The organism is Arthrobacter alkaliphilus, from assembly GCF_021483235.1.
In the GTDB taxonomy this organism is placed as follows: domain Bacteria; phylum Actinomycetota; class Actinomycetes; order Actinomycetales; family Micrococcaceae; genus Arthrobacter; species Arthrobacter alkaliphilus.
Genome location: NZ_JAKEEC010000036.1, coordinates 1 through 24,852 on the forward strand (window position 1 = coordinate 1; position 24,852 = coordinate 24,852).

The 24,852-nt window shown below is 64.4% G+C and carries 23 protein-coding genes and 1 pseudogene; 13 read left to right on the top strand and 11 right to left on the bottom strand.

Annotation, left to right across the window (positions count from 1 at the left end; genetic code table 11):
- Positions 1-159: pseudogene (locus tag L0B83_RS18355) on the top strand (lipoyl synthase); the annotation flags it as partial.
- A gap of 16 nt (positions 160-175) precedes the next feature.
- Positions 176-988 (top strand): methylenetetrahydrofolate reductase, encoded by an 813-nt coding sequence (locus L0B83_RS18360; protein WP_234760005.1) that lies wholly within the window; start codon positions 176-178, stop codon positions 986-988.
- 49 nt (positions 989-1,037) lie between these two features.
- Here L0B83_RS18360 and L0B83_RS18365 read toward each other — a convergent pair whose 3' ends face one another.
- Both L0B83_RS18365 and L0B83_RS18370 read right to left on the bottom strand, forming a co-directional pair.
- Positions 1,038-1,745 carry an anti-sigma factor gene (locus L0B83_RS18365; protein WP_234760006.1) on the bottom strand — a complete coding sequence of 236 codons (708 nt, stop codon included), beginning with the start codon at positions 1,743-1,745 and terminating at the stop codon, positions 1,038-1,040.
- Positions 1,742-2,242, bottom strand: coding sequence for a sigma-70 family RNA polymerase sigma factor (locus L0B83_RS18370; protein ID WP_234760007.1), 501 nt, complete (start codon positions 2,240-2,242; stop codon positions 1,742-1,744). Before L0B83_RS18370 ends, L0B83_RS18365 begins: the two co-directional genes overlap by 4 nt.
- Before the next feature lie 154 nt (positions 2,243-2,396).
- Between L0B83_RS18370 and L0B83_RS18375 the strand changes: the two genes are divergently transcribed.
- Positions 2,397-2,975: a COG4315 family predicted lipoprotein gene (locus L0B83_RS18375; RefSeq protein WP_234760008.1), complete on the top strand. Its 579-nt coding sequence runs from the start codon at positions 2,397-2,399 to the stop codon at positions 2,973-2,975.
- 114 nt (positions 2,976-3,089) lie between these two features.
- On the opposite strand, the gene L0B83_RS18380 is transcribed toward L0B83_RS18375, so the two are convergent.
- Positions 3,090-3,938, bottom strand: coding sequence for a DMP19 family protein (locus tag L0B83_RS18380; RefSeq protein WP_234760009.1), 849 nt, complete (start codon positions 3,936-3,938; stop codon positions 3,090-3,092).
- Between the two features lie 223 nt (positions 3,939-4,161).
- On the opposite strand from L0B83_RS18380, the gene L0B83_RS18385 reads away from it, so the two are divergent.
- Positions 4,162-7,572, top strand: coding sequence for a DEAD/DEAH box helicase (locus L0B83_RS18385; RefSeq protein WP_234760010.1), 3,411 nt, complete (start codon positions 4,162-4,164; stop codon positions 7,570-7,572).
- Between the two features lie 225 nt (positions 7,573-7,797).
- Here L0B83_RS18385 and L0B83_RS18390 read toward each other — a convergent pair whose 3' ends face one another.
- From L0B83_RS18390 to L0B83_RS18415, 6 genes are all read right to left on the bottom strand, one after another.
- Positions 7,798-8,220 carry a heat shock protein transcriptional repressor HspR gene (locus L0B83_RS18390; protein WP_234760011.1) on the bottom strand — a complete coding sequence of 141 codons (423 nt, stop codon included), beginning with the start codon at positions 8,218-8,220 and terminating at the stop codon, positions 7,798-7,800.
- A 29-nt stretch (positions 8,221-8,249) separates the two neighbouring features.
- Positions 8,250-9,212 carry a DnaJ C-terminal domain-containing protein gene (locus tag L0B83_RS18395; RefSeq protein WP_234760012.1) on the bottom strand — a complete coding sequence of 321 codons (963 nt, stop codon included), beginning with the start codon at positions 9,210-9,212 and terminating at the stop codon, positions 8,250-8,252.
- Between the two features lie 329 nt (positions 9,213-9,541).
- Entirely contained in the window at positions 9,542-10,240 is a 699-nt protein-coding gene (locus tag L0B83_RS18400) for a nucleotide exchange factor GrpE (RefSeq protein ID WP_234760014.1), read from the bottom strand.
- A 2-nt stretch (positions 10,241-10,242) separates the two neighbouring features.
- Positions 10,243-12,108, bottom strand: coding sequence for a molecular chaperone DnaK (dnaK, locus tag L0B83_RS18405; RefSeq protein WP_234760016.1), 1,866 nt, complete (start codon positions 12,106-12,108; stop codon positions 10,243-10,245).
- Positions 12,109-12,447: 339 nt separating this feature from the next.
- Positions 12,448-13,245: an oxygenase MpaB family protein gene (locus L0B83_RS18410; RefSeq protein WP_234760018.1), complete on the bottom strand. Its 798-nt coding sequence runs from the start codon at positions 13,243-13,245 to the stop codon at positions 12,448-12,450.
- Positions 13,246-13,296: 51 nt separating this feature from the next.
- Positions 13,297-14,022, bottom strand: coding sequence for a TetR/AcrR family transcriptional regulator (locus L0B83_RS18415; protein WP_234760020.1), 726 nt, complete (start codon positions 14,020-14,022; stop codon positions 13,297-13,299).
- A 156-nt stretch (positions 14,023-14,178) separates the two neighbouring features.
- On the opposite strand from L0B83_RS18415, the gene L0B83_RS18420 reads away from it, so the two are divergent.
- The gene (locus tag L0B83_RS18420; RefSeq protein ID WP_234760022.1) at positions 14,179-15,114 is read left to right on the top strand and encodes an NAD-dependent epimerase/dehydratase family protein; all 936 of its coding nucleotides are present in this window, start codon (positions 14,179-14,181) and stop codon (positions 15,112-15,114) included.
- A 9-nt stretch (positions 15,115-15,123) separates the two neighbouring features.
- On the opposite strand, the gene L0B83_RS18425 is transcribed toward L0B83_RS18420, so the two are convergent.
- Positions 15,124-17,271 carry an MMPL family transporter gene (locus tag L0B83_RS18425; protein WP_234760024.1) on the bottom strand — a complete coding sequence of 716 codons (2,148 nt, stop codon included), beginning with the start codon at positions 17,269-17,271 and terminating at the stop codon, positions 15,124-15,126.
- 105 nt (positions 17,272-17,376) lie between these two features.
- On the opposite strand from L0B83_RS18425, the gene L0B83_RS18430 reads away from it, so the two are divergent.
- The 8 genes from L0B83_RS18430 to L0B83_RS18465 all read left to right on the top strand — a co-directional run bounded on the left by L0B83_RS18430 (position 17,377) and on the right by L0B83_RS18465 (position 23,666).
- Positions 17,377-17,889 carry a MarR family winged helix-turn-helix transcriptional regulator gene (locus L0B83_RS18430; protein WP_234760026.1) on the top strand — a complete coding sequence of 171 codons (513 nt, stop codon included), beginning with the start codon at positions 17,377-17,379 and terminating at the stop codon, positions 17,887-17,889.
- Positions 17,890-17,961: 72 nt separating this feature from the next.
- On the top strand, positions 17,962-18,624 hold the full coding sequence (locus L0B83_RS18435) for a hypothetical protein (RefSeq protein ID WP_234760027.1): 663 nt from the start codon (positions 17,962-17,964) through the stop codon (positions 18,622-18,624).
- A 25-nt stretch (positions 18,625-18,649) separates the two neighbouring features.
- On the top strand, positions 18,650-19,891 hold the full coding sequence (locus L0B83_RS18440; protein WP_234760045.1) for a pyridoxal phosphate-dependent aminotransferase: 1,242 nt from the start codon (positions 18,650-18,652) through the stop codon (positions 19,889-19,891).
- Between the two features lie 84 nt (positions 19,892-19,975).
- Positions 19,976-20,791: a methyltransferase domain-containing protein gene (locus L0B83_RS18445; RefSeq protein WP_234760029.1), complete on the top strand. Its 816-nt coding sequence runs from the start codon at positions 19,976-19,978 to the stop codon at positions 20,789-20,791.
- Between the two features lie 91 nt (positions 20,792-20,882).
- Complete coding sequence (locus L0B83_RS18450; protein ID WP_234760030.1) at positions 20,883-21,242, top strand: YciI family protein; 360 nt, start codon at positions 20,883-20,885, stop codon at positions 21,240-21,242.
- A gap of 3 nt (positions 21,243-21,245) precedes the next feature.
- Positions 21,246-22,487: an RNA polymerase sigma factor gene (locus L0B83_RS18455; RefSeq protein WP_234760031.1), complete on the top strand. Its 1,242-nt coding sequence runs from the start codon at positions 21,246-21,248 to the stop codon at positions 22,485-22,487.
- A 48-nt stretch (positions 22,488-22,535) separates the two neighbouring features.
- Complete coding sequence (locus L0B83_RS18460; protein WP_234760032.1) at positions 22,536-22,997, top strand: type 1 periplasmic-binding domain-containing protein; 462 nt, start codon at positions 22,536-22,538, stop codon at positions 22,995-22,997.
- Between the two features lie 45 nt (positions 22,998-23,042).
- Positions 23,043-23,666 (top strand): LysE family transporter, encoded by a 624-nt coding sequence (locus tag L0B83_RS18465; protein ID WP_234760033.1) that lies wholly within the window; start codon positions 23,043-23,045, stop codon positions 23,664-23,666.
- Between the two features lie 37 nt (positions 23,667-23,703).
- Here the strand turns inward: L0B83_RS18465 and L0B83_RS18470 are convergent, their stop codons facing one another.
- Positions 23,704-24,777 (bottom strand): LacI family DNA-binding transcriptional regulator, encoded by a 1,074-nt coding sequence (locus L0B83_RS18470; RefSeq protein WP_372461221.1) that lies wholly within the window; start codon positions 24,775-24,777, stop codon positions 23,704-23,706.
- Between the last annotated feature and the right edge of the window lie 75 nt (positions 24,778-24,852).

Consider the following 24,852-nt stretch of genomic DNA (forward strand, 5'->3'; position numbering starts at 1 on the left):
TACCGCGCCGGACGCCTCTGGGCCACCGCGATGCGCAAAAAGGGCCGCGAAATCCCGGCGCATTTAGAGCACATTGCCCACATCGCCGAAGGCATCCAGGACTCCGGCACCACCCGCCAGGAAGCCCGCACCCTCCTCGCACACCACGCGACGGCCTGATCCGCAAGGAGCCAGCATGTTCCCCACCCGGATTGAAATCATTCCGTCGCCCGGAATCGTTGAGAAGGTCCAGGCCGCAGTACCGCTTTCCACAACGCTCACCGTTACCTGCCTGCCGCATCACGGCATCGCACGGACCATGGAGGCATCTGTCAGGCTGAGCCTCCTCGGATACAACGTGATCCCGCACCTCGCCGCGCGCGGTCTGGAGCACCAGACACAGCTTTCCGGCATCCTGCGGGACTGCGGGGCTGCCGGGATCACGGAAGTCTTCGCCATCGGTGGAGACGGCCCGCTTGGTGCCGGCCCCTATCAATCGAGTCTGTCCCTCCTGGCGGACATCGCCGAGTACTCCGGTGGCGGCATCACGGCGGGCATCGCCGGTTACCCCGAGGGGCATCCTTCCGTGAGCGGACTGGACCTGCTGGATGCCCTGCTGGCCAAACAACATCTGGCCACCCACGTCGTCACGCAAATGTGCTTCTCCACCCCGACCATCCTCGACTACGCAGCACTCCTGCGCAGGGAGGGGGTCGTGCTGCCCGTGTGGGCCGGGGTGGCCGGGGCAGTTCCGCTGACAAAACTGTTGGGCCTGGCGACCCAGATCGGTGTCGGGACGTCCTTGAAGTTCCTCAGCAACAAAGGAACCCTTGCCCGCAAGCTCCTGGGCGGGGACAAGTACTCACCGGAAGGCCTGGTTTCCGAACTCACGGCGCATCCGGATCGTGTCGCGGGAATCCATCTCTATAGCTTCAACCGACTGGACTTGCCCACCTGGGAACGAAGCGACCTGCCCGATCCTGAGGCAAGCGGAGCGGCATCCGCCTAGGAGCCGCATCCGCCTAAGCCGCGGCTGATTGCCACGGTCCCGGGAACCCCTAGCTCCCCGGGACCGAAATCACGGCGACGGTCTTCTGGTTGTCATCGCGCAGTTCCACCCCCGAAATTCCGGCAAGCTGGACCGGCGTCGCGCCCGTGACCTTGATATGGCCGCCGGAGGTCGCGGTCCAGCCGCAGGCCATTTCCTCGGTTCCGTCGCGGCCTTTGACCCACAGGTACATCGTGCCCTGCGGCGGCATGCTGCGGCCTTCCAGCTGCAGTTCGGTCCCCCACGCCTTCCTGACGAGCCCCACGGTGAGCTGCAGGCCGTTGTCCGTCTGCACGGAATAGCTGGCGTCAGGCTTGGGTGGCTGGTTCAACAAGGGTCCCGCCAGTATGCCCAAGCCGAGGCAAGCGGCGGCCACGGCGCCCACCAGGGCCGTCCACCGGCGTCGGACTTTCCGCCGCCGTGCCGCCACCTTCAGGAGGATCGGCTGCGGGAGCGCTTCCGGGAAAGCCCCCACAGCTGGACGAGCGTCTGACGGAACCCCGGCGGCGGGCTCGACGGCGGGACGCCCGGCGGCGAGCGCGACGGCGTCGGGCACGGGAACGGCGTCGAGGAGGGCCGGGAGGCTTTCCAACTCGGCCAACTCAAGCCGGCAATCGGCGCAGTCCGCCAAGTGCTCCTCGAAGGCCCGCGCCTCGGCGGGTTCGAGTCCGCCGAGCAAGTAGGCGCCCAGCAATTGGTGAAGTCCGGTTTCGTTCATCGCTGCACCCCCATTTCGTCGAGAATCGTGCGGAGCGCCCGTACGGCGTAAAAGGCCCGGGATTTCACGGTGCCGCTGGGGATATTGAGCCTCAAGGCGGCCTCGTTCACCGTGAATCGTTCATAGTGCAGAGCTATCAGGACCTCCCGATGTTCGATGCTGAGCCGCAGCAGTGTCTCCTCCATGAGGACCCGGTTGAGGAGCTCATCCACCCGCTCGGTGGCTTCCTCCGGGTCCGCCACATCGCGATCGGAGGCTTCTGCCGGGCGCCGCTGGGCCTTGCGGTAGTTGTCGATGATGACGTTGCGGGCAGTGCGGAACAAATAGCTGCGCAGGCTGCCCGTGATCTGTGGAGCGTGCTGCCACACGCGAAGAATGGTTTCCTGCACCACGTCTTCAGCCAAGTGCGCGTCGGGCGTGCAACTCAGCACGAAGCGGCGCAGGGCTGTGCCGTGGTCGCGGTAAATCGCGGCCACCACATCCTCGTCGAGCGGCATCGGCGCCTCCTTGGGTGTCCGGCTTCCCCTTCTCCTGCAATACGACGTGGCCGCCGCGAAAAAGGTTCACGTTCCCTGAACCATTCTTCACCCGGCAGCGTCGTACGGATTAGCTTCCGGCACGTCCAAGCCGGTCGAAGCGAAGGAGCAAACCATGAAGAAGCAACTCGGCACCGGGCTCGGCATCCTTGCTCTGGCCATCGCCCTCACTGGCTGTGGAGGAAGCCCCGGAACGTCTTCCACATCCTCGGGCGCCACCAGTCCCGGCCCCGCGGCGTCGAGCTCGGCGTCGTCGAGTGCTTCAGGGACCACGTCGTCGAGCGCTTCCGCCGCCGAACTGAAAACGGCGTCGTCGAGCGTCGGAGACAGGGTGGTTGCGGCGAACGGCAAGACCGTTTACGTCTTCACCAAGGACGTCAAGGGTTCCGGCAAGAGCGCCTGCACTGGCGGCTGTGCCGCTTCGTGGCCGGCGGTGACAACGACGTCGGCAACGCCGGCGGTCGACGGAGTGGGCGGAACCATCGGAACCATCCCGACGGCGGACGGCAAGATGCAGATCACCATCAACGGGATGCCCATCTACTTCTACTCCAAGGATGAAGACTCCGGTGACACCTACGGACAAGGCGTGGGTGGCGTGTGGTTCATGGTCAGCCCGTCCGGTTCCATGTTGACCCCCAGCAGCAGTACGCCAAGCACCAGCACCCCAAGCCCGAGCAGCATGGGCTACTGAAACCCTCACTCACTTTTGCGGCCCAAACGGCAAACGCCCGCTCAGATCTTTCCGGACGGGCCGGAAGATCTGAGCGGGCGTTGGCCCAGGAAGCCTTAAAGGTGAGCGGGCGTCTCAGGCGTCTTCGAACTCTTCAGCGTCCTCGAACTCCACTGCGGCGACGATTTCCTTCGTCTCGGGGTGGATCATGAAGGCCTCGTCGTCCTCTTCTATCATGATGTAGTCGCCGTGGTCCGTGGCGAAGTGCCAGGCGAGGATCCTCTCGCCGTCGTGCTCGTAGTTGGGATCGCCCATGGTGATCTTCTCCAGCTTGAAGCCGGCGACGTCGCACAGTTCGCGGATGATGAGCTCGAATTCAGGGGCGTTCTCGAGCTCGGCTTCGGCTGCCTCGGCCTGGCGCTCTTCGAGGTTCGGGATGCGGGCTACGCGCTCGGCGATGTGTGCCTGCAGCTGCTCCTCGTCCAGGTAGAGCACGCCGTCCTGGCTGCGGAGCCAGGCGGCGTTGAGTTCGATGATGTCTTCGGTTTCCAGGAGAGCTTCGAATTCGCCGTCGAGGGCCTCGAGCTCGGCAACGGCTTCCGGAGCCACTTCGGACTCGTCAAGGTCGCCGTCCAGGTACGCCTCGGCGTCGTCCTCGGACAGCGCGTCGAAAGCCGCAGCAGTGCGGTTGAACAGCTCAAGGTGGGCCTTGGCGCCCATTCCTTCGAGGCCTTCGCGGACAAACGCATCCACCTCTTCGCGTTCCGGAACCGTGAACACGTACTGGGCGAAACCGCCCGCGAGTGCCTGCGTCAGGTAAAAGTCCACAAAGTAGCTGCGCAGGGCATTGGTGGCGATTTCCTCATGGTTGAGGAGTTCCTCGTACATCTCGTTGACCACGGTGACATTCGCGTCCACAACGTCGGCGTCGTTGGCCTCGATGCTGTCCTTCGTCAGAACGACGGGGTACTCATTGCTGGTCATGGGATTTCCTCACTGCTTGGAAGCTTGTGCTGCTCCGGACACTTTCAACGTACGCGGGGGCGGTTGTCGGGCAAGCTATGCAGAGGTGAACGTCCGGCAAAGTTTCAGGGAGGCGGTTGGTGGGCCCACGCCGCCCGGGTTCCCTGGCTGAGCGCAGCGAAGTTAGGGAGGCGGTGGGGACTAGGATTTTTAGATAGCCACCTGCCGAAAGTAGCCTTAACGAATGCCTTCCCGCTCAGACGACTCCTGGGAACTGGCGATTCAAACACCCGCCATCAACGACCGCTCGCTGGCGGCGGGCCTCGCCTATGCCATGGGAAGCCGGGTCAGCGGCATCACTTTCGACCTCGCCACGGGGTTGATGATGGGCAAGGTCCAGGGCGGCGTCCCGTCCGCGTATTCGACCTCGGCCAAGCTGGTCCGGAAGCCCGGCGGCTGGAGCTGCACCGTGGGCGTGTGCAGTTGTCCTGTCCGCAAGGACTGCAAACACGTGGCGGCCCTTCTCTTCGCCGCCGAAGACCATCCCGCCGTACGGGCACGGCTGCTCAGCGCGCCGGCGATCGGACAGACGGCCCGGCCCGGAGCGACCGTGCAACGGCCTGCCTGGGAGCAGGCACTCAGCAAGCTCATCGCCACTCCGGGGACCGCCACCCAGGGCCAGGGACTCCCGTTGGCCTTGGCGTTCGAGGTGGAAGAGCCGGCGGTGCACTTCTCCTACACGGGCCGGCGGGATCCCGTCCGCAGCGTGCGCCAACTCAAGGCCCGCCCGGTGATGATGGGGGCCAAGGGCAAGTGGATCCGGGGCGACGTTTCCTGGACCAACCTGAACTACCTCGGTTACAAGCGTGAGTTCAACGAAGCGCATATCGCCTGGATGCAGGACTTCCTGGCGGCGCATTCCACCTCGGACTACCGGCAGCTCACGTCCAGCATGTGGTTGTTGATCAACGAATTCGCCAGCAAAAACCTGTGGAGCCTTCTGGCCGACGCCTCGAAAATCGGGGTTTCGCTTATCCACTCCGGCGGGACGGCACCGGTCCGCGTTGCCGCGGAGCCCGCCGTCGTCGGTCTTGACCTAAGCCGGCCCGACGACGGACTTGAGCTTGCGCCGTCGGTGACCCTGGCCGGGGACGCCCTTGATCCGGCGGCCTTGGGCTTGATCGGCCGGCCCGCGCATGGCCTGTTCTTCACGGGTCCCGGCGAGGGACACTTGCCCGGCGTATCGGCACCCGCGAACCTCATCACGCTCGCCCCTTTGGAGGGCGGTGAGTCGCAGGAACTCCTCGATTTCGTCCTGGGCGCGTCCCGGCTCCAAATCCCGGCGAAGGACGAAGAACGCTTCCTCACGGCGTTCTATCCGAAACTCAAGCAGTCCACCCGGGTCACGGCAGCGGACCATTCCGTGGAGTTGCCGGTCCTCGCCGTGCCCACGCTGTCCCTGCTGGCGAATTACGGCTCCGACCACCGGGTGCGGCTGCATTGGGAGTGGCATTACAAGGCCGGAAAGCTTGTGACGGCCCAACCCCTCTGGCGGCACCCTGACGATCACGGCTACCGCGATGACGCCGAGGAAGCCCGGATCCTGGAGACCGTGGGCCGGCCGTGGGATGTGGTTCCCGCGCTGGGCGAGTCGTCGAGCGGCGGATGGGGTGCTCCACGGCTTGCGGATTCGGTGGCGCTTGATGGCCTGGACACGCTGGCCTTCACCGAGGAGGTGCTGCCCCGGCTCCGCGAGCTGCCCGACGTCGTCGTTGATACCTCCGGCGAGATCGCGGACTACCGCGAGGCCACAGAGGCACCCGTCGTCTCGATCTCCACCAAGGCGACCGACACCCGTGACTGGTTCGACCTGGGCATCGTCATCACGCTCGAGGGCGAACCTGTGTCCTTTGCGGCCGTGTTTTCCGCTCTCGCGGCCGGCCAGAGCCGGATGTTGCTGCCGAGCGGCGCCTACTTCTCGCTGGACCTGCCCGAGCTGCACCAGCTCCGCGCCCTGATCGACGAGGCCAGAGCCTTGCAGGACAACCCGGACCGGCACGGCACACTGCAGATCAGCCGTTTCCAGGCCGGGCTCTGGGATGAGCTCGCGCAATTGGGGATTGTGGACGAGCAGGCGGCCGCCTGGCGCGAAGCCGTGGGCGGCCTGCTCGACGACGGCGTGACCGGGCTGCCGCTGCCCGGCTCGCTCGACGCCGAGCTGCGTCCGTACCAGCTCGAGGGCTTCAACTGGCTGAGTTTCCTCTACCGCCACAGCCTGGGCGGCGTCCTGGCCGACGACATGGGCCTTGGCAAGACAGTGCAGGCGATTGCGCTGATGTGCGCCGCGAAGGAGCACGCTGAATCTTCCGATCCCGGCGTCGCGGGCAGCGACGGCGGTCCTCCCAACGCCCGGCACGCCCCCTTCCTAGTGGTGGCCCCCACCAGCGTCGTGGGCAACTGGGCCGCGGAGGTGCGGCGCTTCGCGCCCGGCCTGCGCGTGAAGACCATTGGGGAGACCTTTGCCAAGAGCGGCGCGGACCCGAAGGAGCTTATGGCCGGGGTCGACGTCGTTATCACCTCGTACGCCCTGTTCCGGATCGACTACGAAGCCTATTCGGCCAAGGAGTGGGCCGGCCTCATGCTGGACGAGGCGCAATTCGTGAAGAACCACCATTCCAAGGCCTACCAGTGCGCCCGGAAACTCCCGGCTTCGTTCAAGCTGGCCATCACGGGCACGCCGCTTGAGAACAACCTCATGGAGTTCTGGGCGCTGACCTCGATCGTGGCACCCGGCCTGTTCTCCAGCCCGCGCCGCTTCGCGGAGTATTACCAAAAGCCGGTGGAAAAGAACGGCGACAAGGCCCAGCTCGCCAAGCTCCGCCGTCGGGTCCGTCCCCTCATGATGCGCCGCACCAAAGAGCAAGTCATCAAGGACCTTCCGCCCAAGCAGGAACAGGTGCTCGAGGTGGTGCTGAACCCGCGGCACCAGAAGGTGTACCAGACCCATCTGCAGCGCGAGCGGCAGAAGATCCTTGGGCTCATCGACGACGTAAACAAGAACCGCTTCACCATTTTCCAGTCACTCACCCTGCTCCGGCAGCTGAGCCTGGATGTGTCCCTCGTGGACGAGTCGCTGTCCGCGGTGCGCTCATCCAAACTGGATGTGCTGTTCGAGCAGCTCGAGGACATTGTTGCCGAGGGGCACAGGGCGCTCATCTTCAGCCAGTTCACCGGGTTCCTGGGCAAGGTCCGGGAGCGGCTCGACGCGGAGGACATCGAGTATTGCTACCTCGACGGCAGCACCCGGAACCGGGCCGACGTCGTGAGCGAATTCAAGAACGGCGCAGCGCCCGTTTTCCTCATTTCCTTGAAGGCAGGCGGCTTCGGCCTGAACCTGACCGAGGCCGACTACGTCTTCCTGCTGGATCCATGGTGGAATCCGGCCTCCGAAGCACAGGCCGTGGACCGCACCCACCGGATCGGGCAGGCCAGGAACGTCATGGTCTACCGCCTGGTGGCCAAGGACACCATCGAGGAAAAAGTCATGGCGCTCAAGAGCAAGAAGTCGCGGCTGTTCGCGGATGTGATGGAAGGCGACGCGCTGTCCGGCGGCGCCCTCACGGCGGAGGACCTGGCGGGGCTGTTCGCGGAATAGGGCTGGGCGATTCCCCCTCTTCCGGCGGATTCACCGCCGTACTCGAGGGTGAATTGTCCGGAGGACGGGGAAAGCGTCGCCGCCTTGGCCACCGCCATCCTCAAGGGCAGTGGAACCACCGGCAGCGAAGTCCCCGCACTGGTCCCGGCAGCGCCTGTCACCGAGGTACGTGGGCTGGACAGGAAGGGCCCGTGGTGCTGGCGACCCTTTTACGGTCCTAGCGGCCTAGTCCCCCGGTCGCGGCCGCCAGACTACAACTGCCTGGGGCCGCGCTTGGGGGCGCTGCCCGCGAGCCAGGCTGACAACATCGCCGGCTGCTCCCGCCGCGAAAATCCGGGCCTCCATCGGGCTCCGCCGCCGTTGCAGTTCCTCGCTCAACTCGGCCACACGGAATTGCAGCGCGGCCACCTGGTTTTCGAGCTCGAGGATGCGCTTGATGCCCTCGAGCGACACGCCTTCCTGGGAGAGCCGCTGGACTTCGCGCAAGCGGTCGATATCGCGCTGCGAGTATCTCCTGGACTTGCCCGGGGCGCGGCTCGGCGACACGATGCCGAGGCGGTCGTACTGCCGCAGGGTCTGCGGGTGCATATCGGCCAGCTCGGCCGCGACGGAGATGACGAAGATCGGCTGGTTGATGTCGATGCCCATGCCTGCGTCTCCTCCCATATTTTCCGCCGCTACAAACGGGCCTTGGCGGCCAGGTCCTGGCGGGGATCGGCGTCGGCGGTGGCTGCGGCAAATGCCTTGACGGCCTCTTCGGCCTGCTTGTTGAGGTTCTGCGGGACGGAGACGTCGATGGTCACCAGCAGGTCACCGGTGCCCTTCGAGGTCTTGACGCCGCGGCCCTTGACCCGCAGCGTACGGCCGGAAGGCGTGCCGGCCGGGACGCGGACCGTGACGGTCTCGCCGTCGAGCGTCGGCACATGGATGTTGGCACCCAAGGCCGCCTCGGCGAAAGTGACCGGAACATGGATGCGGATGTTGTCGCCGTCGCGGATGAAGAAATCGTGGGGCTTGACGTTCACCGTGATGATGAGGTCCCCGTTGCCAGCGGCGCCGGGATTGCCCTTGCCGCGTTGCCGGACCTTCTGGCCGTCCCTGATTCCCGCGGGAATCTTGACGTCGATGACGTTGCCGTTGCTTTCGCGCAAGCTGACAGTGGTGCCGTGAATGGAGCCGGCAAAGGAGATGGTGGTCGACGCGGTGCGGTCGCTGCCCTTTTGCGGGGCACGCTGGAATCCGGTCTGTCCACCGCCGAAACCGCCGCCGAAAAGATCGGCGAACTCGGGCGGGATGCCCCCGGCACCGGCCGGCTGGCGTCCGCCGCCGAAAAGGCCGCCGAACAAGTCCTCGAAGCCACCGTTGGCCGGGCCGCCGCGAGCCGCACCAGGAGCGAAGCGCGCCCCGCCCATGGCGCGAATGGCATCGTACTGCTGGCGTTCCTCGGCATCGGAGAGCACCGAATACGCCTCGGTGATGTCCTTGAACTTCTTCTCCGCAGCCGCATCCCCGGAATTGGTATCCGGATGGTACGTCCGCGCAAGCTTGCGGTACGCCTTCTTGATGTCAGCGTCAGAGGCGTCCTTAGCGACACCAAGGATGGCGTAAAAATCCTTTTCAACCCAGTCCTGGCTGGCCACTCGGCTTCTCTCTTTCGTTCTGTTCAAGTTTGCGGCTTCGGGGCGGTTGCCCGGCGCTACGCAGAGCATAGGCCCCCGCCCCTTCGCGTGACGGCTACGTCCTGCGGACTTCAGCCGCCACGCTCCGGCAGGCCCGATGCCACTCCCGGGGCCTATGCTCCGCTCCGCGCCTGCTGTCATCTCACCTTAGGCGAGCACACAGCAGGCGCGAAGCCGGATATGGGGCGGCGGTGTGGAGGGCACCGCGAAGCGGGCACCGCCCCATATCCGGCGAAGCGCCAAGGCGACCAGCGAAGGCGCCGGTGGGCACCAAGGCGGGGGCGAGAACCCTACGCCGGAACCGCCACGATCACCTGGGCTGCTCGCAGCACGCGGTCGCCGGAGCGGTAGCCGGAGCGCAGCACTTGGCTGACCGTGTCCACTTCGATGTCGTCGCCCGGTTGCTGGATGAGTGCTTCGTGGATCGTGGGGTCGAATTCGACTCCGGTTTCCGCGATGCGCTCCAAGCCGTACGTCTTCAGCGCGTTCTCCAGTTTGGCGGCGATCGCGGCGAACGGGCCGTCCGCGAGGTCGCCGTGCTGGCGGGCGGCGTCGACGTCGTCCAGCACCGGTAGCAGGGAGTTCAGGACGCCAATGACGGCCATTTCCCCTGCGACGGCGCGGTCGCGTTCGACCCGCTTGCGGTAGTTGACATACTCGGCCTGCAGGCGGAGGAGGTCGTTGCGGAGTTCGGCCGCCTCTGCTTCCGCAGCAGCCCCGGGGGCTACCGACTCTTCAGCCGGAACCTCCATGCCGTTGAGGATTTCCTCAGCCTGGGACAATGCGTCCTGGGTTGCTGCGTCGCCCCCGGCGGCAGCGGCGTTGGAATCAGCTGCCGGTCCTTGGGCGTGGCGGGCGGCACCGGTCTCCGGGTCAACCTTGCGGTTGTCCCGGATAACCGGCTTCTGCTGACCGGCTCCTTCACGCTCGTTCTGCTGGCCCCCGTTGCCGGAAGGTGAGTGCTCTGCGTCGTTGCCGTGGTGAGGCATGCTTACTTCTTCTTTTCGTCTTCGTCGATGATCTCGGCGTCGACGATGTCCTCGTCTGCCTTGGCACCGGCGTGGGCGCCCTCAGCACCAGCGGCGCTGCTTGCACCATCCGGGGAACCGGCCTGCGAGTAGATCGCCTCGCCGAGCTTGGTCTGCGACTGCTGCAGCTTTTCGAACGCGGTCTTCACTGCTGCGTCATCGGTGCCTTCGAGGGCCTTCTTGAGGGCGTCGACGTCGGCCTTGACCTCGGTCTTGACCTCCTCGGGCAGCTTCTCGTCGTTGTCGGCGATGAGCTTGTCCACGGAGTAGGCGAGCTGCTCGGCACTGTTGCGGGTGTCGGTAGCCTCGCGCCGGGCCTTGTCCTCGGCAGCGTGCTCCTCGGCTTCACGGACCATGCGGTCGATGTCTTCCTTGGACAGCGCGGTGCCGCCGGTGATGGTCATCGACTGCTCCTTGCCGGTGCCCTTGTCCTTCGCCGAAACGTGGACAATGCCGTTGGCGTCGATGTCGAAGGTGACCTCGACCTGCGGGACGCCTCGCGGTGCAGGAGCGATACCGGTCAGTTCGAAGGTGCCCAGCGGCTTGTTGTCGCGGGTGAATTCGCGCTCGCCCTGGAAGACCTGGATGGCCACGGACGGCTGGTTGTCGTCAGCGGTGGTGAAGGTCTCGGAACGCTTGGTGGGGATAGCCGTGTTGCGCTCGATCAGGTGCGTCATGACGCCGCCCTTGGTTTCGATACCGAGGGAGAGCGGGGTGACGTCGATCAGGAGAACGTCCTTGCGCTCGCCCTTCAGCACACCGGCCTGAAGGGCTGCGCCGACGGCGACAACTTCGTCCGGGTTGACGCCCTTGTTCGGCTCCTTGCCGCCGGCGAGCTCCTTGACGAGGTCGTAGACGGCGGGCATGCGGGTGGAACCGCCCACGAGCACGATGTGGTCGATCTCGGAGAGCTTGATGCCGGTCTCGGTGATGACGTCGTGGAACGGCTTCTTGGTGCGCTCGAGCAGGTCCTTCGTGAGGTCCTGGAACTTGGCGCGGGTCAGCTGCTCGTCCAGGTGGACCGGACCGTCGGGGGTGACGGAGAGGTACTGGAGGGAGACGTTGGTGCTGGTGGAGGAGGAGAGTTCCTTCTTGGCCTGCTCCGAAGCCTCACGCAGGCGCTGCAGGGCGATCTTGTCCTTGGAAAGGTCGATGCCCTTGACCTTGAGCTGGTTCAGCAGGTAGTCGACAATCCGCTGGTCCCAGTCGTCGCCGCCGAGGCGGTTGTCGCCGGCGGTGGCGCGGACCTGGATGGTCGAGAAGCCGTCTTCGTCCTTGCCGACCTCCAGCAGAGAGACGTCGAACGTTCCGCCGCCGAGGTCGAAGACCAGGATGAGTTCGTCTTCCTTGCCCTTGTCCAAGCCGTACGCAAGTGCTGCGGCGGTGGGCTCGTTGACAATGCGGAGGACGTTCATGCCGGCGATTTCGCCGGCTTCCTTGGTGGCCTGGCGCTCGGCGTCGTTGAAGTAGGCCGGGACGGTGATGACAGCGTCGGTGACCTTTTCACCGAGGTAGCTCTCGGCGTCGTTCTTCAGCTTCATGAGGATACGGGCGGAGATTTCCTGCGCCGTGTACTTCTTGTCGTCGATGGCGACAGACCAGTCGGTGCCCATGTGGCGCTTCACGGAAGTGATGGTGCGGTCGATGTTGTTGACGGCCTGGCGCTTGGCAATTTCACCCACCAGGACTTCGCCGGACTTGGAGAATGCTACGACCGACGGCGTGGTACGGCCACCCTCGGCGTTGGCAATGACGGTGGGCTCGCCACCTTCGAGAACAGAGACGACGGAGTTGGTGGTTCCGAGGTCGATACCTACAGCGCGTGACATATGTAGCTTCCTTTCAATAAACCCGAGTTGAGAAATCCGAGTTGAGCGTTCTGCACTCAACTGTACTCAGGCATCATTCAATGTCAATCCAAAGTTGAGTCAGGTACGCTCAACCTTGTCGGCCCGGGGCCGGTAAACCGCTGCGGCACGGGGAATTGTGGGGCTATTTCGCCTTGGGAGAACGCCCCATCGCCGGTCTGCCGCGTTCACGGGGTCGCTGGTGTGTCACGCTGGGCAGTTTTTTATCCCTTTGAAGTCCCGGAATCACCGGGATTAAGCGGTTTTCGCGGAGTCAGGGCGTCAAAAAGTTGCCGGGCGTAACGCGCCTCGCGGCCATCGTCAGCGCCTACCCGCCACGGCCTTATTCGCCGGTCCGAGCTGGGCAAGATAGTAGTTCTTCGGCCAGTGCCTGACTTTTTCCGGCAGCCTCGGATATGCCGCGGCCACGAGACGCATGGTGGCATCGAAGCTGCGTCGATGACGCGCCTTCCAAGGGAGTCCGAAACCCGCGCGAAGCTGCTCCGGCAGCAAGCCCGCAGTCAGCAGCCGGACCAACGGCATGCTCAGGCGCATCACCAAGGGTCCGTTCGTGGGGTACAGGAGTTGGCGTGCCACACTCAAAGCGGCAGCATCGGGCTCGAGGGTCCGCAAGGATTCATCCCAGTAACTGGCGAAGGCCGTGCGGTCGGCCGGCCAGAGTGCGGCAGGAAGCTGCAACGCTGTCCCGATCCGCGCGTACTCACGGTAGATGCGGTCTGCCGTGCCGTCGTCGAGGGCTCCATGGACCTTTTCGTAGACGGTCACGGCGGTGTCGTAGAGGGTCGCAACTACCCAGAGCTGGGAGTGCGCGTCGAAGGCGTTGTACCCCTTGGAGGCATCGTCGGCCGCCCGCCGGACCGGTGCGTGCGCGCGGTTCACTGCCCGACGCACCGCCGCCAACTGTTCCTCGGAGCCATAGATCACGGCATAGACATAGGTCATGGTGGCCCGTAGCCGGCTGAGCGGCCTTTCGGCGAAATTGCTGTGCTCCGCGACGCCGTGGCCCACCGCGGGATTGGCGATCTGCATGAGGATGGCGCGGCCCGCTCCGGCGAGCAGAATACCCTCCGCACCGATGTCAGCAAGTCCACGGGGCATGCAATTAATGTACCTTCGCACACCGCATTCCAGGCACGGTCGCGAAGGCAACTACAGCCCTATGACCCCCAGCAGGACCTCGAGCTGGTGCTCAAACAACTCGTCCCGGGCCGCAAAGGTGTCGGCTCCGTATTGTCCGAACACCTCGAAGCTGATCGCCCCGAAAACCGAGGTCCACACCAGCACACCCCTCGCCAGGGCGGCGTCGGGAACAGCAACTCCCAGCTCAGCCCGGATGGCCGCCATGTCAGCGGCAAGGGCAGGAGGAACGACGGCGGCGACCGCGACTTCGGCGGCCAAGGCGTCTGCGCGGTACGCGGCGTCGAAGATCCCCACCATCCGGTAGATCACCCGCGTCCCAGGTTCGGTGGTGCGCTCGGCCGGCGCTTGGTATCCGGGCACCGGGCTGCCGAACAAGAGGGCATACCGCGCCGGCTCACGCAGGGCCCACTGGCGAACAGCGTGCCCGAGCGCCAGGAACCTGCCGCGGTAATCGTCGCTTGGGAGGGCGTCGACGGCGGCATCCACTTCGTCGCCCAGCTCGCCGTAGGCGTCAATGAGCAGGAGGGTCAGCAGTTCGTCACGGCTCTCCACGTAGCGATACACGGCGGAGGAGACGACGCCGAGATCGCGAGCGACCGCCCGCAGGGACAAGCCCGCGGCGCCATGCACTGCGAGGTGCTGGCGACCTAGCCGGATGATGTCCGCGACGGTGCGGGCCCGGGCGCGCTCCCGTGGCGTCGTGTGCTTGTCCGCTACGGCGGAGGGAAGGTCCATACACCCAGCATGACACAAAGGAGAGCGCTGACAACAAATGAGAGCAGTGCTCTTGACAGGCACTCCGGAGAGGTGCATGCTGAATTCAGAGAGCACCGCTCTCTGAATTCCTTTCACCACGAAGAACCAGATCCCAGCCAGAGAGCGAGCAACACCATGTACATCGTCACCGGAGCAGGTCCCATCGGATGGACCATTGCCCAGCAACTCGCGGACCGCGGAGAACAGGTGCGTGTCCTGACACGGTCAGGCAGCGGCCCGGACCACCCGCTGGTCGAAAAGCAACGCGTGGATGTCTCGGACCCCGCCAAGTTGGCGCAAGCCTTCAGCGGTGCCACGGCTGTTTTCCACTGCATCCACGGCTCCGCCTACCGGGCCAAAGCCTGGGCTGCCGAACTCCCCGTAGCGGAGCGTGTGGTGATGGACGCCGCGGCGGCGGCGGGCGCCGTCGTCGTCTTCCCCGAAAGCCTTTACTCCTACAGCCAGCCGGACAAGACCATGACCGAAAACAGCCCGCGCGAAGCGGCCGGGGGCAAGCGCGGGATCCGCTCCGGCCTGCTGAAGGCCCGCGAAGCCCACCCCGCGAATACCGTCAGCGTCGTGGCAAGCGACTACTTCGGGCCCCGGGCCCGCCTGGCGCACGCCGGCGAGCGCATGGTCCCCCTGGTCCTCAAGGGCAAGCCGGTCCAGGTTCTCGGAAGTGCCGACCAGCCCCACTCATTTACCTATGTCCCGGATCTCGCCGCAGCCATGATCGCCGCCGCGCAAAAGCCCGAACTCTGGAACTCGGTATTGCACGCCCCCACGGGTCCGGCGATGACAATGCGTGAAATGGCGGGAAGCTTCGCCCGCTCTGCCGGCGTTCCCGCACCGAAGATGAGCGTGGTTCCGGGCTGGTTGATCCGGGCCCTTGGCTTGTTCTCCACCGACATGCGAGAGCTCGCCGAAATGTTGTACCAGTTTGAGCGCCCGTTCGTCATGGACTCCACAGCGAGCCAGGGCAAGCTCGCACTGCAACCGACGCCGCTTGCCGAAGCGACGGCGGCGACAGTGGCCTGGTGGCGCGATCAGGAAGCCGTAGCTTCCCGCTGAGCCCCTGTTCTACGACGCCGGATGCCGGGCCAAACGTCCCGGCCACCAAATCCGTCGGCCAAAGTCGTACGACAACGCGGGCACCAAGAGCGAGCGCACGATCGTGGTGTCGAGCAACACCCCGAACGCCACAATAAAGGAGATCTGCGCAAGGAAGAGGATCGGAATGACCCCGAGTGCGGCAAACGTTGCAGCAAGAACGACTCCGGCCGAAGTGATCACCGCACCGGTGGCACCGAGCCCCTTCAAGATACCGGCACGGGTTCCTTCGAGCGTCGATTCTTCCCGGACACGGGTCATGAGGAAGATGTTGTAGTCAACGCCGAGGGCAACCAGGAATACAAAACCGTAAAGCGGTACCGAGGCGTCCGCGCCGGGGAATCCAAATAGATGGTTGAACACCCAGGCTGAGACACCAAGGGCCGCCGCATAGGACAGCACCACGGTTCCGATCAGCAGTAGCGGTGCCAGGACTGCCCGCAGGAGCGCCATGAGCACCAACAGGATGACGGCCAAAACGATCGGAATGATTCGCCGCAAATCAGACTGCGCGCTGGCGTTGGTGTCCACGGCGGTGGCGGTGGTTCCTCCAAGCAACGTCCCGGGCGCTTTATTGTGCAGCTTCTGCCGGAGCGTGGCGATGGTCTGCTCGGCCTTCGCCGAATCCGCCTCCATGGACAGGGTGGCGTTAATCAGCACGCGACCGTCCCGCACCATCGGTGCAATGTCCGCCGCGCCTTCCACCCGCGGTCGAAAGCCGGAACCAGGCTGAGCGGCAACCACGGATGCATCCGAGATGCCGTCCTGGGCCCTGACTTCGGCAAGTACCGCGGCTGCTACTTTTTCACCAGCAACCACGACCACCGGGCTTCCGGCCCCGGCAGGATAGTGCCGGCCCAGCGCCGCCTGGCCGTCCACCGCCTCTGATTTGCTCAGAATGAGAGCCGACTGCGGAAGTCCGCTGGCTTGGAGCTGCAGCAGGCCCGAGGCGCACACCACCAAAACAGCAGTTGCGCCCAGCCATACGGCCCGGGGGCGAGTGGATATGGTGTTGGCCAGAAGCCTCCAGGTCCGGGGGATGTCGGAGTTGGCTGGGGCCTTCCTTGGGGTACGCGGCCAAAATGCGGTCCTGCCGAGCAGGCCAAGGGCCGCAGGAAGCAGGGTGAGGCTGGCCAACATTGAAAAGCCGATCCCGATCGCGCCGATGGGCCCCAGCCCGCGGTTTGAATTCAGTTCCGAGAAAAGCAGGCAAAGCAACGCCAAGGCGACCGTCGTCCCGGATGCAAGGATGGCCCCGAAGCTGCCCTTGTACGCGCGTCCCAAAGCCGACCACTTGTTCGAGGCTTCGCCCAAGGCCTCACGGTAACGGGCCACAAAGAGAAGTGCATAGTCGGTGGCTGAGCCGACCACCAGGATGGACAGGATCCCTTGGCTTTGTCCCGTCAATTGGACTGCGCCCGACTTAGCCAAGGCAAAGACCAGCAGAATCGAACCGCAAAGCGCGAAGACGGCGGTAAGCAGCACCACGAAGGGCAGCACCACGGATCGGTAGACCGCTAGCAAGATGACCAAGACGGCACCGAGGGCGGCGAAGAGCAATATTCCGTCGATACCGCCGAAGGCACTCACCAAATCGGCGATGAAGCCTGCCGGTCCTGTCACGTAACTGGCTGTTCCATCGGGAAGCCCGGCGCCGGTTATGTAGCCCGCAGCCTTAGCGCGAAGCGTTTGAATGCTCGCTTTGACCCCGTTTCCATCCTCCACCGGGACGACGAATTGCACCGCTTTCCCATCCTCGGACGGAATCGGCCCAACCGTCGACGCCGAGTGGCTCACCCCCGCGACGGCAGACAACTGCGCCCCGAGGGACGCCGCTCCGGCTAGTTGAGCGGGTGAAAGCTTCCCAGGAGACTCGATCAGCACCACCGCGGGCACACTGCCGCTGGAAGTGAACTTGTTCTGCCATTCACGGGCCTCGGTGGATTCGGCGCTCGCAGGCAGGAAGGATGCCTGGTCGTTGCTGGACACCTCGCTGAGCTTCCCGAAGGTAGGGCCGCCGATGCCGCCGATCGCCATCCAGGCCGCCAGCGACAGGAGCGCCCCTGCCACCCGCAACGTCGCAACCCTTCGTCGGCCAGTTCCACGCCGTTTGTCCATGACGCCCCGCCCCTTCCCAACTACTTCCATGATGGAATATATCTATGATGGAGGTAATTGGTCAATGGCACTCCGGTGGGATAATTTGAGCCTGAAGGAGGCCTCATGGATGACAACCAGCACGTTCCGTCCGCAGCCGTACTCCTCGGGTTACTCCAGCAGTTCACGGTGGAAACGGAACGGTACGTGGAGGCCATCAGCACCCGCCACCACCTCCATCGAACGGACCTGAATGCCTTGGCTGCCATGGTGGCCGCCGCGCGGGAGGGCAAGACCATGACTCCCGGGGCGCTCAGAGCGGCACTCAACCTGAGTTCGCCCGCAACAACTGCGCTGGTGGACCGTCTAGACCGGGCAGGCCATCTGGCACGCCGCCGCAGCGAAAAGGACCGCCGGCAGGTTCATCTGGAGATGACCGATTCCGCCCGCGCTACCGGCAGTGAATTGTTTTCTCCCCTGGCAGGCGCCATCGCCCCGGTCATTGACGCGCTTTCGCCGGAAGAACTCCACGTCGTCATGGCTTTCATGCAAGGCGTCATCGAGGCCACCAAGACGGCCCGGAACGGTGTCACGCCAAACAGCCAACCATCGAATGGAGTTACGCCCGAACCCCGGTGACTCGCGGACCAGTGCGGGAGTAACGTAGAGCACAACGGCTAGCTGGACCACATTGTGGACTGGAGTGTCACCGTGGGTGTTGTGCGATCATCCCTGACCGAGCTCCTCGGGATACTTTCCGACGCCGTCTCACCCGTCCGGGTCCGTTTTGATGACGGTTCCGAACCGCCCACAGGCCAATCACACGATGCTCCTGTGACGGTCCACGCAGTCGCCATGAACAGGGTGGGCCGTTCCCGGCGGGAGGGGCCGTTGCTGGACCTTGAACTCAAAGTGGCCGTGGAATGCCACGGCCCCATGCAACTGGACAACATGGAGAAGCTCCTCGTTGCCATCGAACAAAACACCCAATATTCAGTGGTCTCCAGCGGTGAATTCCAGCCGGACGAATACGACGCCGGCATCCGCCAAGGCCTCGGTTTCCTGGTCCGAGTCCCGATTGGCATAAGCCTCGATGAGCCTGCCGAAACTCCGGCCGCTGAACCCCAGCTTGCTTCCACCACGATGGCCCGGCTCATCCGCGGCAGGTTGGTGGACGTTCACAACAAAGGCATCCCCGAGGCTTATATCCGCCCGCATTCCTCCACCGCCGCCGTCGTGAGCGATCCCACTGGCCATTTCGAGGTCCTGGCCTCGGCGGACGATCTCCAGCACTTCGTGGTGGCGGTCCGCGGCACGGAACGTGAGGTCTCGGCCAACACAAGCAGCCTGCCGGTCATCATCCGATGGGAGTGAGGGCCTGGGCATGAAAAGATCAATCATGCGTCCGATGCAGCACTCCAGCAAACTACAGAACGTCCGCTATGAACTCCGCGGACCCATCCTCCAAGCGGCCAAGACGATGGAGGCCGAAGGGCACCGCATCCTCAAGATGAACCTCGGGGACACCGCACCTTTCGGGCTGGAAGCGCCGGAGTCCGTGGTGGTCGACATGATCCACCACCTCCGCGGTGCGCAGGGATATAGCGATTCGAAGGGAATCTTTACCGCCCGGACCGCGATTTCGCAGTACTACCAGACCAAGAACCTGATGAATATCGGCGTCGAGGACATCTTCATTGGCAACGGCGTCAGCGAACTGATCTCCATGACGCTGCAGGCCTTCCTGGAAAACGGCGACGAGGTCCTCATCCCCGCACCGGATTATCCGCTGTGGACGGCAACCGTGACCCTGACGGGCGGCACGCCGGTGCACTACCTCTGCGACGAGGGCCAGAACTGGTGGCCGGACATGTCCGACGTCGAAGCCAAGATCACCCCGCGCACCAAGGCCATCGTGATCATCAACCCGAACAACCCCACGGGCGCGGTATATCCCCGCCACATCCTGGAACAGTTCGCCGCCTTGGCCCGCAAGCACGATCTTGTCCTCTTCTCAGACGAGATCTACGAGAAGATCCGGTACGAGGATGCCCAGCACATCCACACGGCATCCGTGGCGGACGACATCTGCGTGCTGACCTTCAGCGGCCTTTCCAAGGCTTACCGGATGCCGGGCTACCGCGCAGGTTGGGTCGCCATCGCGGGACCACACGCGGCCACCGCCGAATACCGCGAGGGGTTGGAACTGTTGGCTTCCCTTCGGTTGTGTTCAAACGTCCCCGCGCAGCACGCCATCCAGACCTGCCTGGGCGGCTACCAAAGCATTGAGGAACTCATCAGGCCCGGCGGAAGATTGCGTGAGCAACGGGATCTGGCCTTCAAGCTCCTGACCGCGATCCCCGGAGTGAGCTGTGTTCCGGCCGCCGGTGCCATGTACTTGTTCCCTCGCCTGGATCCGGAGGTCTACCCGATCGAAAGCGACGAGAAATTCGTCCTCGACCTGCTCCAGGACCAGAAGATCCTGGTCTCCCACGGCTCGGCCTTCAACTGGCCGACTCCGGACCACTTCCGCTTCGTCATCCTGCCCTCCGTCCGGGAGATCGAGGAGGCCGTGCGCAGGATCGCCACGTTCCTGGCGGCATACCGCAACCGAACACCGGAAGCGGTAGCTGCCCGCTAGGGCCGGTCGCTGGACGAGCCGCCCAATGAGACGAAAACAGCCCGGTTCCACGTGCTTTTGTCCCGGCGGGGGTAGCGTTTCCGTATGAACGAGCAGAAGCCCGAAGACGTCTACACCCACGGCCACCACGAGTCCGTCGTCCGCGCCCACGCCTCACGCACAGCCGCGAATTCTGCCGCGTTCGTCATTCCGCATCTCACCGCCGGGACGTCGGTGCTCGACGTCGGATGCGGTCCCGGGAGCATCACCTGCGACTTCGCGGAGCTGGTGGCTCCGGCGAAGGTTGTCGGGCTCGACCGTTCCGCCGACATCGTGGCCCAGGCCGCGGCGCTGGCGGCCGAGCGCGGCGTGGAAAACGTGGAGTTCGTGACGGGCAACATCTACGATCTCGATTTCGAGGACGAAACCTTCGACCTCGTCCACGCCCACCAGGTCCTGCAGCACCTGACCGACCCGGTGGCAGCATTGCGCGAAATGCGCCGCGTCGCGAAGCCCGGCGGCATCGTGGCAGTGCGTGACGCCGATTTCCACGGCATGAGCTGGTACCCCGAGATCCGCGAGCTCGATGACTGGATGGACCTCTACCAGAAGATCGCGCGGCGGAACGGAGCAGAGCCCGACGCCGGACGGCGGCTCGTGTCCTGGGCGCAAGAGGCGGGCTTCACCGACGTCGCGCCGTCCAGCAGCAACTGGCTGTACGCCACTGCCCAGCAGCGCCGCTGGCAGTCGCGGGTGTGGAGCGAACGCGTCCTGCATTCGGCTTTCGCCGAACAGGCCCTGGAATACGGACTGGCCAACGAGGCGGACCTTGCCCGGATTGCCGCCGGCTGGCACCGTTGGGGCTCAACGGATGACGGCTACTTCCTGATCCCGAACGGAGAGGTCATCGCACGGGCGTAGATTGCGCCGTAAATGATGTCGAAAACCGCCAGGCAGTTCCGACCCATGAACGAAAGCGCCCACACGGGGTGCCCTTCATAAGGAGTTCGAGATGAAATACATGATCATGATGTTTGGTTCGGCCGAGGGCATGATGGAGACCGCGGATCCCGAATGGATCAAGGAAATGATCGGGTTCATGATCCAGATCGACAAGGACCTTACTGATTCCGGCGAGATGGTCTTCAATGCCGGCCTGGCCGACCCGGGAACTGCCAAGCTGGTCAAGCAGACGGACAACGGCGTCATCACCACCGACGGGCCGTTCGCCGAAGCCAAGGAATCCTTGATCGGCTACTGGGTGGTGGACGTCGCCAGCGAGGAACGGGCCGTGGAAATCTGCTCCAGCATCGTGAAGTACGCGCCGGTTGTGGAACTGCGCCGCGTCCAGGATGCCCCGCCGGAGGTCTAGCGATTGCCCGAACCTTCCCGGGAGTCCACGTTCGAGGACCTGCTGCGGACATTGGCGCCGCAGGTCCTCGGCGTACTCGTCCGCAGGCACGGCCAGTTCGCAGAGTGTGAGGATGCCGTCCAGGAAGCCCTCGTGGACGCGACGCTGCAGTGGCGCACTTCCGGCATCCCGGACAATCCAAAGGCATGGCTGCTCACCGTCGCCACCCGCCGGTTGGTGGACTACTGGCGCAGCGAAAGTGCCAGGCAGGCACGCGAACAACGCGCGGCGGCCTTGGAACCGCCGCTTTCGGAAGCTCCCGACGCCGGTGCTGCCGCCGACGATACCCTCACCCTCCTGTTCCTCTGCTGCCACCCGTCGCTCTCGGTACCCTCGCAGCTGGCACTGACATTGCGGGCAGCCGGGGGCCTCACGACGGCGGAAATCGCCAGCGCGTTCCTCGTCCCGGAAGCCACGATGGGGCAACGGATCAGCAGGGCGAAGCAGAGTATCAAGAAGGCAGGAGCCCGTTTCGAGCTCCCGGAAGCCGGGGAGCGCAAGGCGCGGCTCGGCGTCGTACTCCACGTTCTCTATCTCATCTTCAACGAAGGCTACGCGGCAAGCTCAGGTCCATCGATGCAGCGCGAAGACCTGACGGCCGAGGCGATCCGCCTGGCACGGCTTCTGTGCGCTCTGCTCCCCGGGGAGCGCGAGGCGGGCGGCCTGCTGGCCCTGATGCTCCTCACGGATGCACGACGCCGCGCCAGGTCGCTGCCGGACGGAATGCTGGTGCCGCTCGCGGAACAAGACCGCACGCTCTGGGATGCGGGGCAGATCGCCGAGGGACTGGCGATATTGTCGGCGGTGCTGGGTGCTGGGCCTCCGGGGCCCTACCAATTGCAGGCGGCCATCGCAGCTGTCCATGCCGAGGCGCCGAGCGCGGAGCAGACCGACTGGCCCCAGATCCTCGCACTGTACACGGTGCTTGAAGCTGTTGCTCCGAGCCCCGTCGTGGCGCTCAACCGGGCCGTCGCCGTCGCAATGGTGGAGGGACCGCAGGCGGCGCTTGAGCTTTTGGACGGGCTTGGGACCGGTCTGGGAGACTGGCACCGGCTCTACGCCGTTCGAGGGCACTTGCTCGAAATGTCCGGTGACCTTGCCGGCGCCCGCGAGTGCTTCCTCGCCGCCGCAAAGAAGACCGGGAGCGTGCAGGAGCAGCAGTATCTCCTGGTCAAGGCGGCGAAACTCGGACAGTTGTCCACATAGGCAAAGGCGTCTCTGTCTGTGCTCCTAGGCCGCGAATAGCCTCGAACCATGATCATTCAAGCAGGCTTCGACCTCCAGATTCTCGCCCGTCCGCTCATCGATCAAGAAGAAAAGCTCTACCCAAGGCTCGTGGTGGTCGGCCTGGACGCCGAGATGCAGCTGGAAAGCATCCGGGTTGTCACAGAGTCCTTCGAAGGCAGCTTGAATCCGTTCCAAGACGCCATCCTGGAACACCTGGACCTCGATGGTTCCAAGTATTTTGCGATCGCTCACGCCGGAATCTGGGCTGAGAACGACTACTACGACGAGCAGCCAATCCTCCAGGAAGCGAAGAAACTCAAGGGTATTGCCGAAGAGCGCGGGTTTCACATGATCGGCCATTTCGGCATCGACGAGACCGGATACATGTCCAATGGCCCGAACTACTACTTCGACCAGTATTTACTTGGCGACGATCTCCCGGAGACCATGCATCACTGGGTGCATTCGAGGTTTGGTAAGTGTGAGTAGGCACCATCGGCAGGACCCCGTACCGCGCGGGCATAAGCTGGATTGGTGCAAATTTCGCTTTGGCTGGCCCTGGTAGGGGCCGGCACCCTGATCAGTTTCACTCCCGGCGCGGGCGCCATCTCCACCATGAGCAACTCGCTCAACTCCGGATTCCGCCGCTCCATCTGGGGAGTCCTGGGCCAACAGGCGGCACTGATCATCCACATTCTGATTGTTGCGCTCGGCGTAGGTGTTCTGGTCTCGAGCTCGCCCGTGGTCTTCAACGTGATCCGCTACACGGGGGCTGCATATCTCGTGTACATGGGCATCCGGCAATTCCTGCACCGGCCGGACCTGGACAAGGAAAAAGTGGAATCCCGGCGGAATGAGCCGGCGTGGTCCATGTTCCAGCGGGGCGTTTGGGTCAACCTGCTCAACCCCAAGGCGATCGTCTTCTTCCTGGCCTTCATGCCGCAATTCATCCGGCCCGATCAGCCACTGATTCCGCAGTATCTGATCCTCAGCACCACGATCGTGTTCATCGACATCTGCGTCATGTGGTTCTTCTTCGCCCTGGCAGCCCGTTCGTTCCAACGGTTCACGCACAACGAACACGGGCAAAAAGTCCTCAACCGCATTTTCGGCGTGCTGTTCGTGTCCGTGGGTGTGCTGCTCGCCGCCATTCACTAGTCCAACGCGGGGTCACTTACGGCCCATGCCGGACCGGTTAATGGGCGCTAAGTGACCCCGCGTTGGCAGGAATCGATGCCGTGGATCCGCGAATCACAAGGGAACTCTCGAGCGTCAGCTGCGGCTGTTCCAGTTCACGGTCCTCCATCAACCTCCGGAGTTGTTCGCCGGCTTTGAGCCCCAAAGGCGTGGCGGGCAGGTGCACACTGGTCAGGCTCGGGTTGCTCGTGGCTGAATAAGGCAAGTCATCGAACCCCGCAACAGCGAGTTCCTCCGGAATCCGGACGGCGGCCACACGGGCTTCCTGCAACACACCGTAGGCGTGCGTATCGGTTCCGCAAACGACGGCGGTGACCCCGGCGCGCTGCCAGTCCGGCCACGCATCGGCGAACGCCGCAGCGGCGGCGCCGACGTCGATGGTGGTGCTGACGATGTGCGAGTCCGCAATGGAAATACCGCAGGAGTGTGCCTCGTCCAAGAACGCCGCGCGGCGGACCTCGAACGTCGCGGTACCGGTCACACTGTCCACATAGGCAACGCGCTTGTGCCCGGAAGCCGCAAGGTGCGCGGCCAGTTCACGGGCACCATGGGCCACATCGAGGTTCACTGACGGCGCGTACCCTTCGAGGCCTGGCGCATCGAGGAGGACCAGCGGCCCGGCAACGGAAAGGTCCTCCAGGAAGGCCGCGTTGGGCGCATCCACCAGCAAACCGGCAGGGCGAAGGGCCAGGAGCATCCGGACATCGTCGGCGCGGGGGAACTCACCGGCGTCGGTCACGGAGAGAAGCAGCTGGTACTCCGACCCGAGCGATTCCCGGACGCCGGCGATGACCTTGGCGAAAAACGGATTGGAAATGTCCGGCGCAACAAGGATCACAATCGAGCTCACGCCCTTGGCCAAGGAACTGCCGATGCCATCCACCACGTAACCCAGCTCGGCGATCGCCTGGCGCACGCGCGAGATGTTGTCCTCGGACACCCTGCCCTGCGTTTTGCCGTTGGCAACCAGGGAAACTGTTGCGGTCGAGACGCCCGCGAGGGAGGCCACCATCGCTGCGGTGACGCGCTGCGTACGGCTCGGGGCCCGGTGTACTGGTTCCGCGGATTCCATACAACGATCGTAGTCGGAATCGCACAAATCCCGCGCCGCAAGGCATCAAACGCTTGACGCAATTTGCGTTAAGCG

Excerpts from the sequence above, each read along its gene's own strand:
- L0B83_RS18470 (WP_372461221.1), bottom strand. The coding sequence starts at position 24,777 with ATGGAATCCGCGGAACCAGTACACCGGGCCCCGAGCCGTACGCAGCGC.
- L0B83_RS18440 (WP_234760045.1), top strand. The coding sequence starts at position 18,650 with ATGCGTCCGATGCAGCACTCCAGCAAACTACAGAACGTCCGCTATGAA.
- L0B83_RS18360 (WP_234760005.1), top strand. The coding sequence starts at position 176 with ATGTTCCCCACCCGGATTGAAATCATTCCGTCGCCCGGAATCGTTGAG.
- L0B83_RS18380 (WP_234760009.1), bottom strand. The coding sequence starts at position 3,938 with ATGACCAGCAATGAGTACCCCGTCGTTCTGACGAAGGACAGCATCGAG.
- L0B83_RS18460 (WP_234760032.1), top strand. The coding sequence starts at position 22,536 with ATGATCATTCAAGCAGGCTTCGACCTCCAGATTCTCGCCCGTCCGCTC.
- L0B83_RS18450 (WP_234760030.1), top strand. The coding sequence starts at position 20,883 with ATGAAATACATGATCATGATGTTTGGTTCGGCCGAGGGCATGATGGAG.
- L0B83_RS18400 (WP_234760014.1), bottom strand. The coding sequence starts at position 10,240 with ATGCCTCACCACGGCAACGACGCAGAGCACTCACCTTCCGGCAACGGG.
- L0B83_RS18425 (WP_234760024.1), bottom strand. The coding sequence starts at position 17,271 with ATGGACAAACGGCGTGGAACTGGCCGACGAAGGGTTGCGACGTTGCGG.
- L0B83_RS18415 (WP_234760020.1), bottom strand. The coding sequence starts at position 14,022 with ATGGACCTTCCCTCCGCCGTAGCGGACAAGCACACGACGCCACGGGAG.
- L0B83_RS18420 (WP_234760022.1), top strand. The coding sequence starts at position 14,179 with ATGTACATCGTCACCGGAGCAGGTCCCATCGGATGGACCATTGCCCAG.
- L0B83_RS18445 (WP_234760029.1), top strand. The coding sequence starts at position 19,976 with ATGAACGAGCAGAAGCCCGAAGACGTCTACACCCACGGCCACCACGAG.
- L0B83_RS18385 (WP_234760010.1), top strand. The coding sequence starts at position 4,162 with ATGCCTTCCCGCTCAGACGACTCCTGGGAACTGGCGATTCAAACACCC.
- L0B83_RS18365 (WP_234760006.1), bottom strand. The coding sequence starts at position 1,745 with ATGAACGAAACCGGACTTCACCAATTGCTGGGCGCCTACTTGCTCGGC.
- L0B83_RS18375 (WP_234760008.1), top strand. The coding sequence starts at position 2,397 with ATGAAGAAGCAACTCGGCACCGGGCTCGGCATCCTTGCTCTGGCCATC.
- dnaK (WP_234760016.1), bottom strand. The coding sequence starts at position 12,108 with ATGTCACGCGCTGTAGGTATCGACCTCGGAACCACCAACTCCGTCGTC.
- L0B83_RS18370 (WP_234760007.1), bottom strand. The coding sequence starts at position 2,242 with ATGCCGCTCGACGAGGATGTGGTGGCCGCGATTTACCGCGACCACGGC.
- L0B83_RS18430 (WP_234760026.1), top strand. The coding sequence starts at position 17,377 with ATGGATGACAACCAGCACGTTCCGTCCGCAGCCGTACTCCTCGGGTTA.
- L0B83_RS18410 (WP_234760018.1), bottom strand. The coding sequence starts at position 13,245 with ATGCCCCGTGGACTTGCTGACATCGGTGCGGAGGGTATTCTGCTCGCC.
- L0B83_RS18390 (WP_234760011.1), bottom strand. The coding sequence starts at position 8,220 with ATGGGCATCGACATCAACCAGCCGATCTTCGTCATCTCCGTCGCGGCC.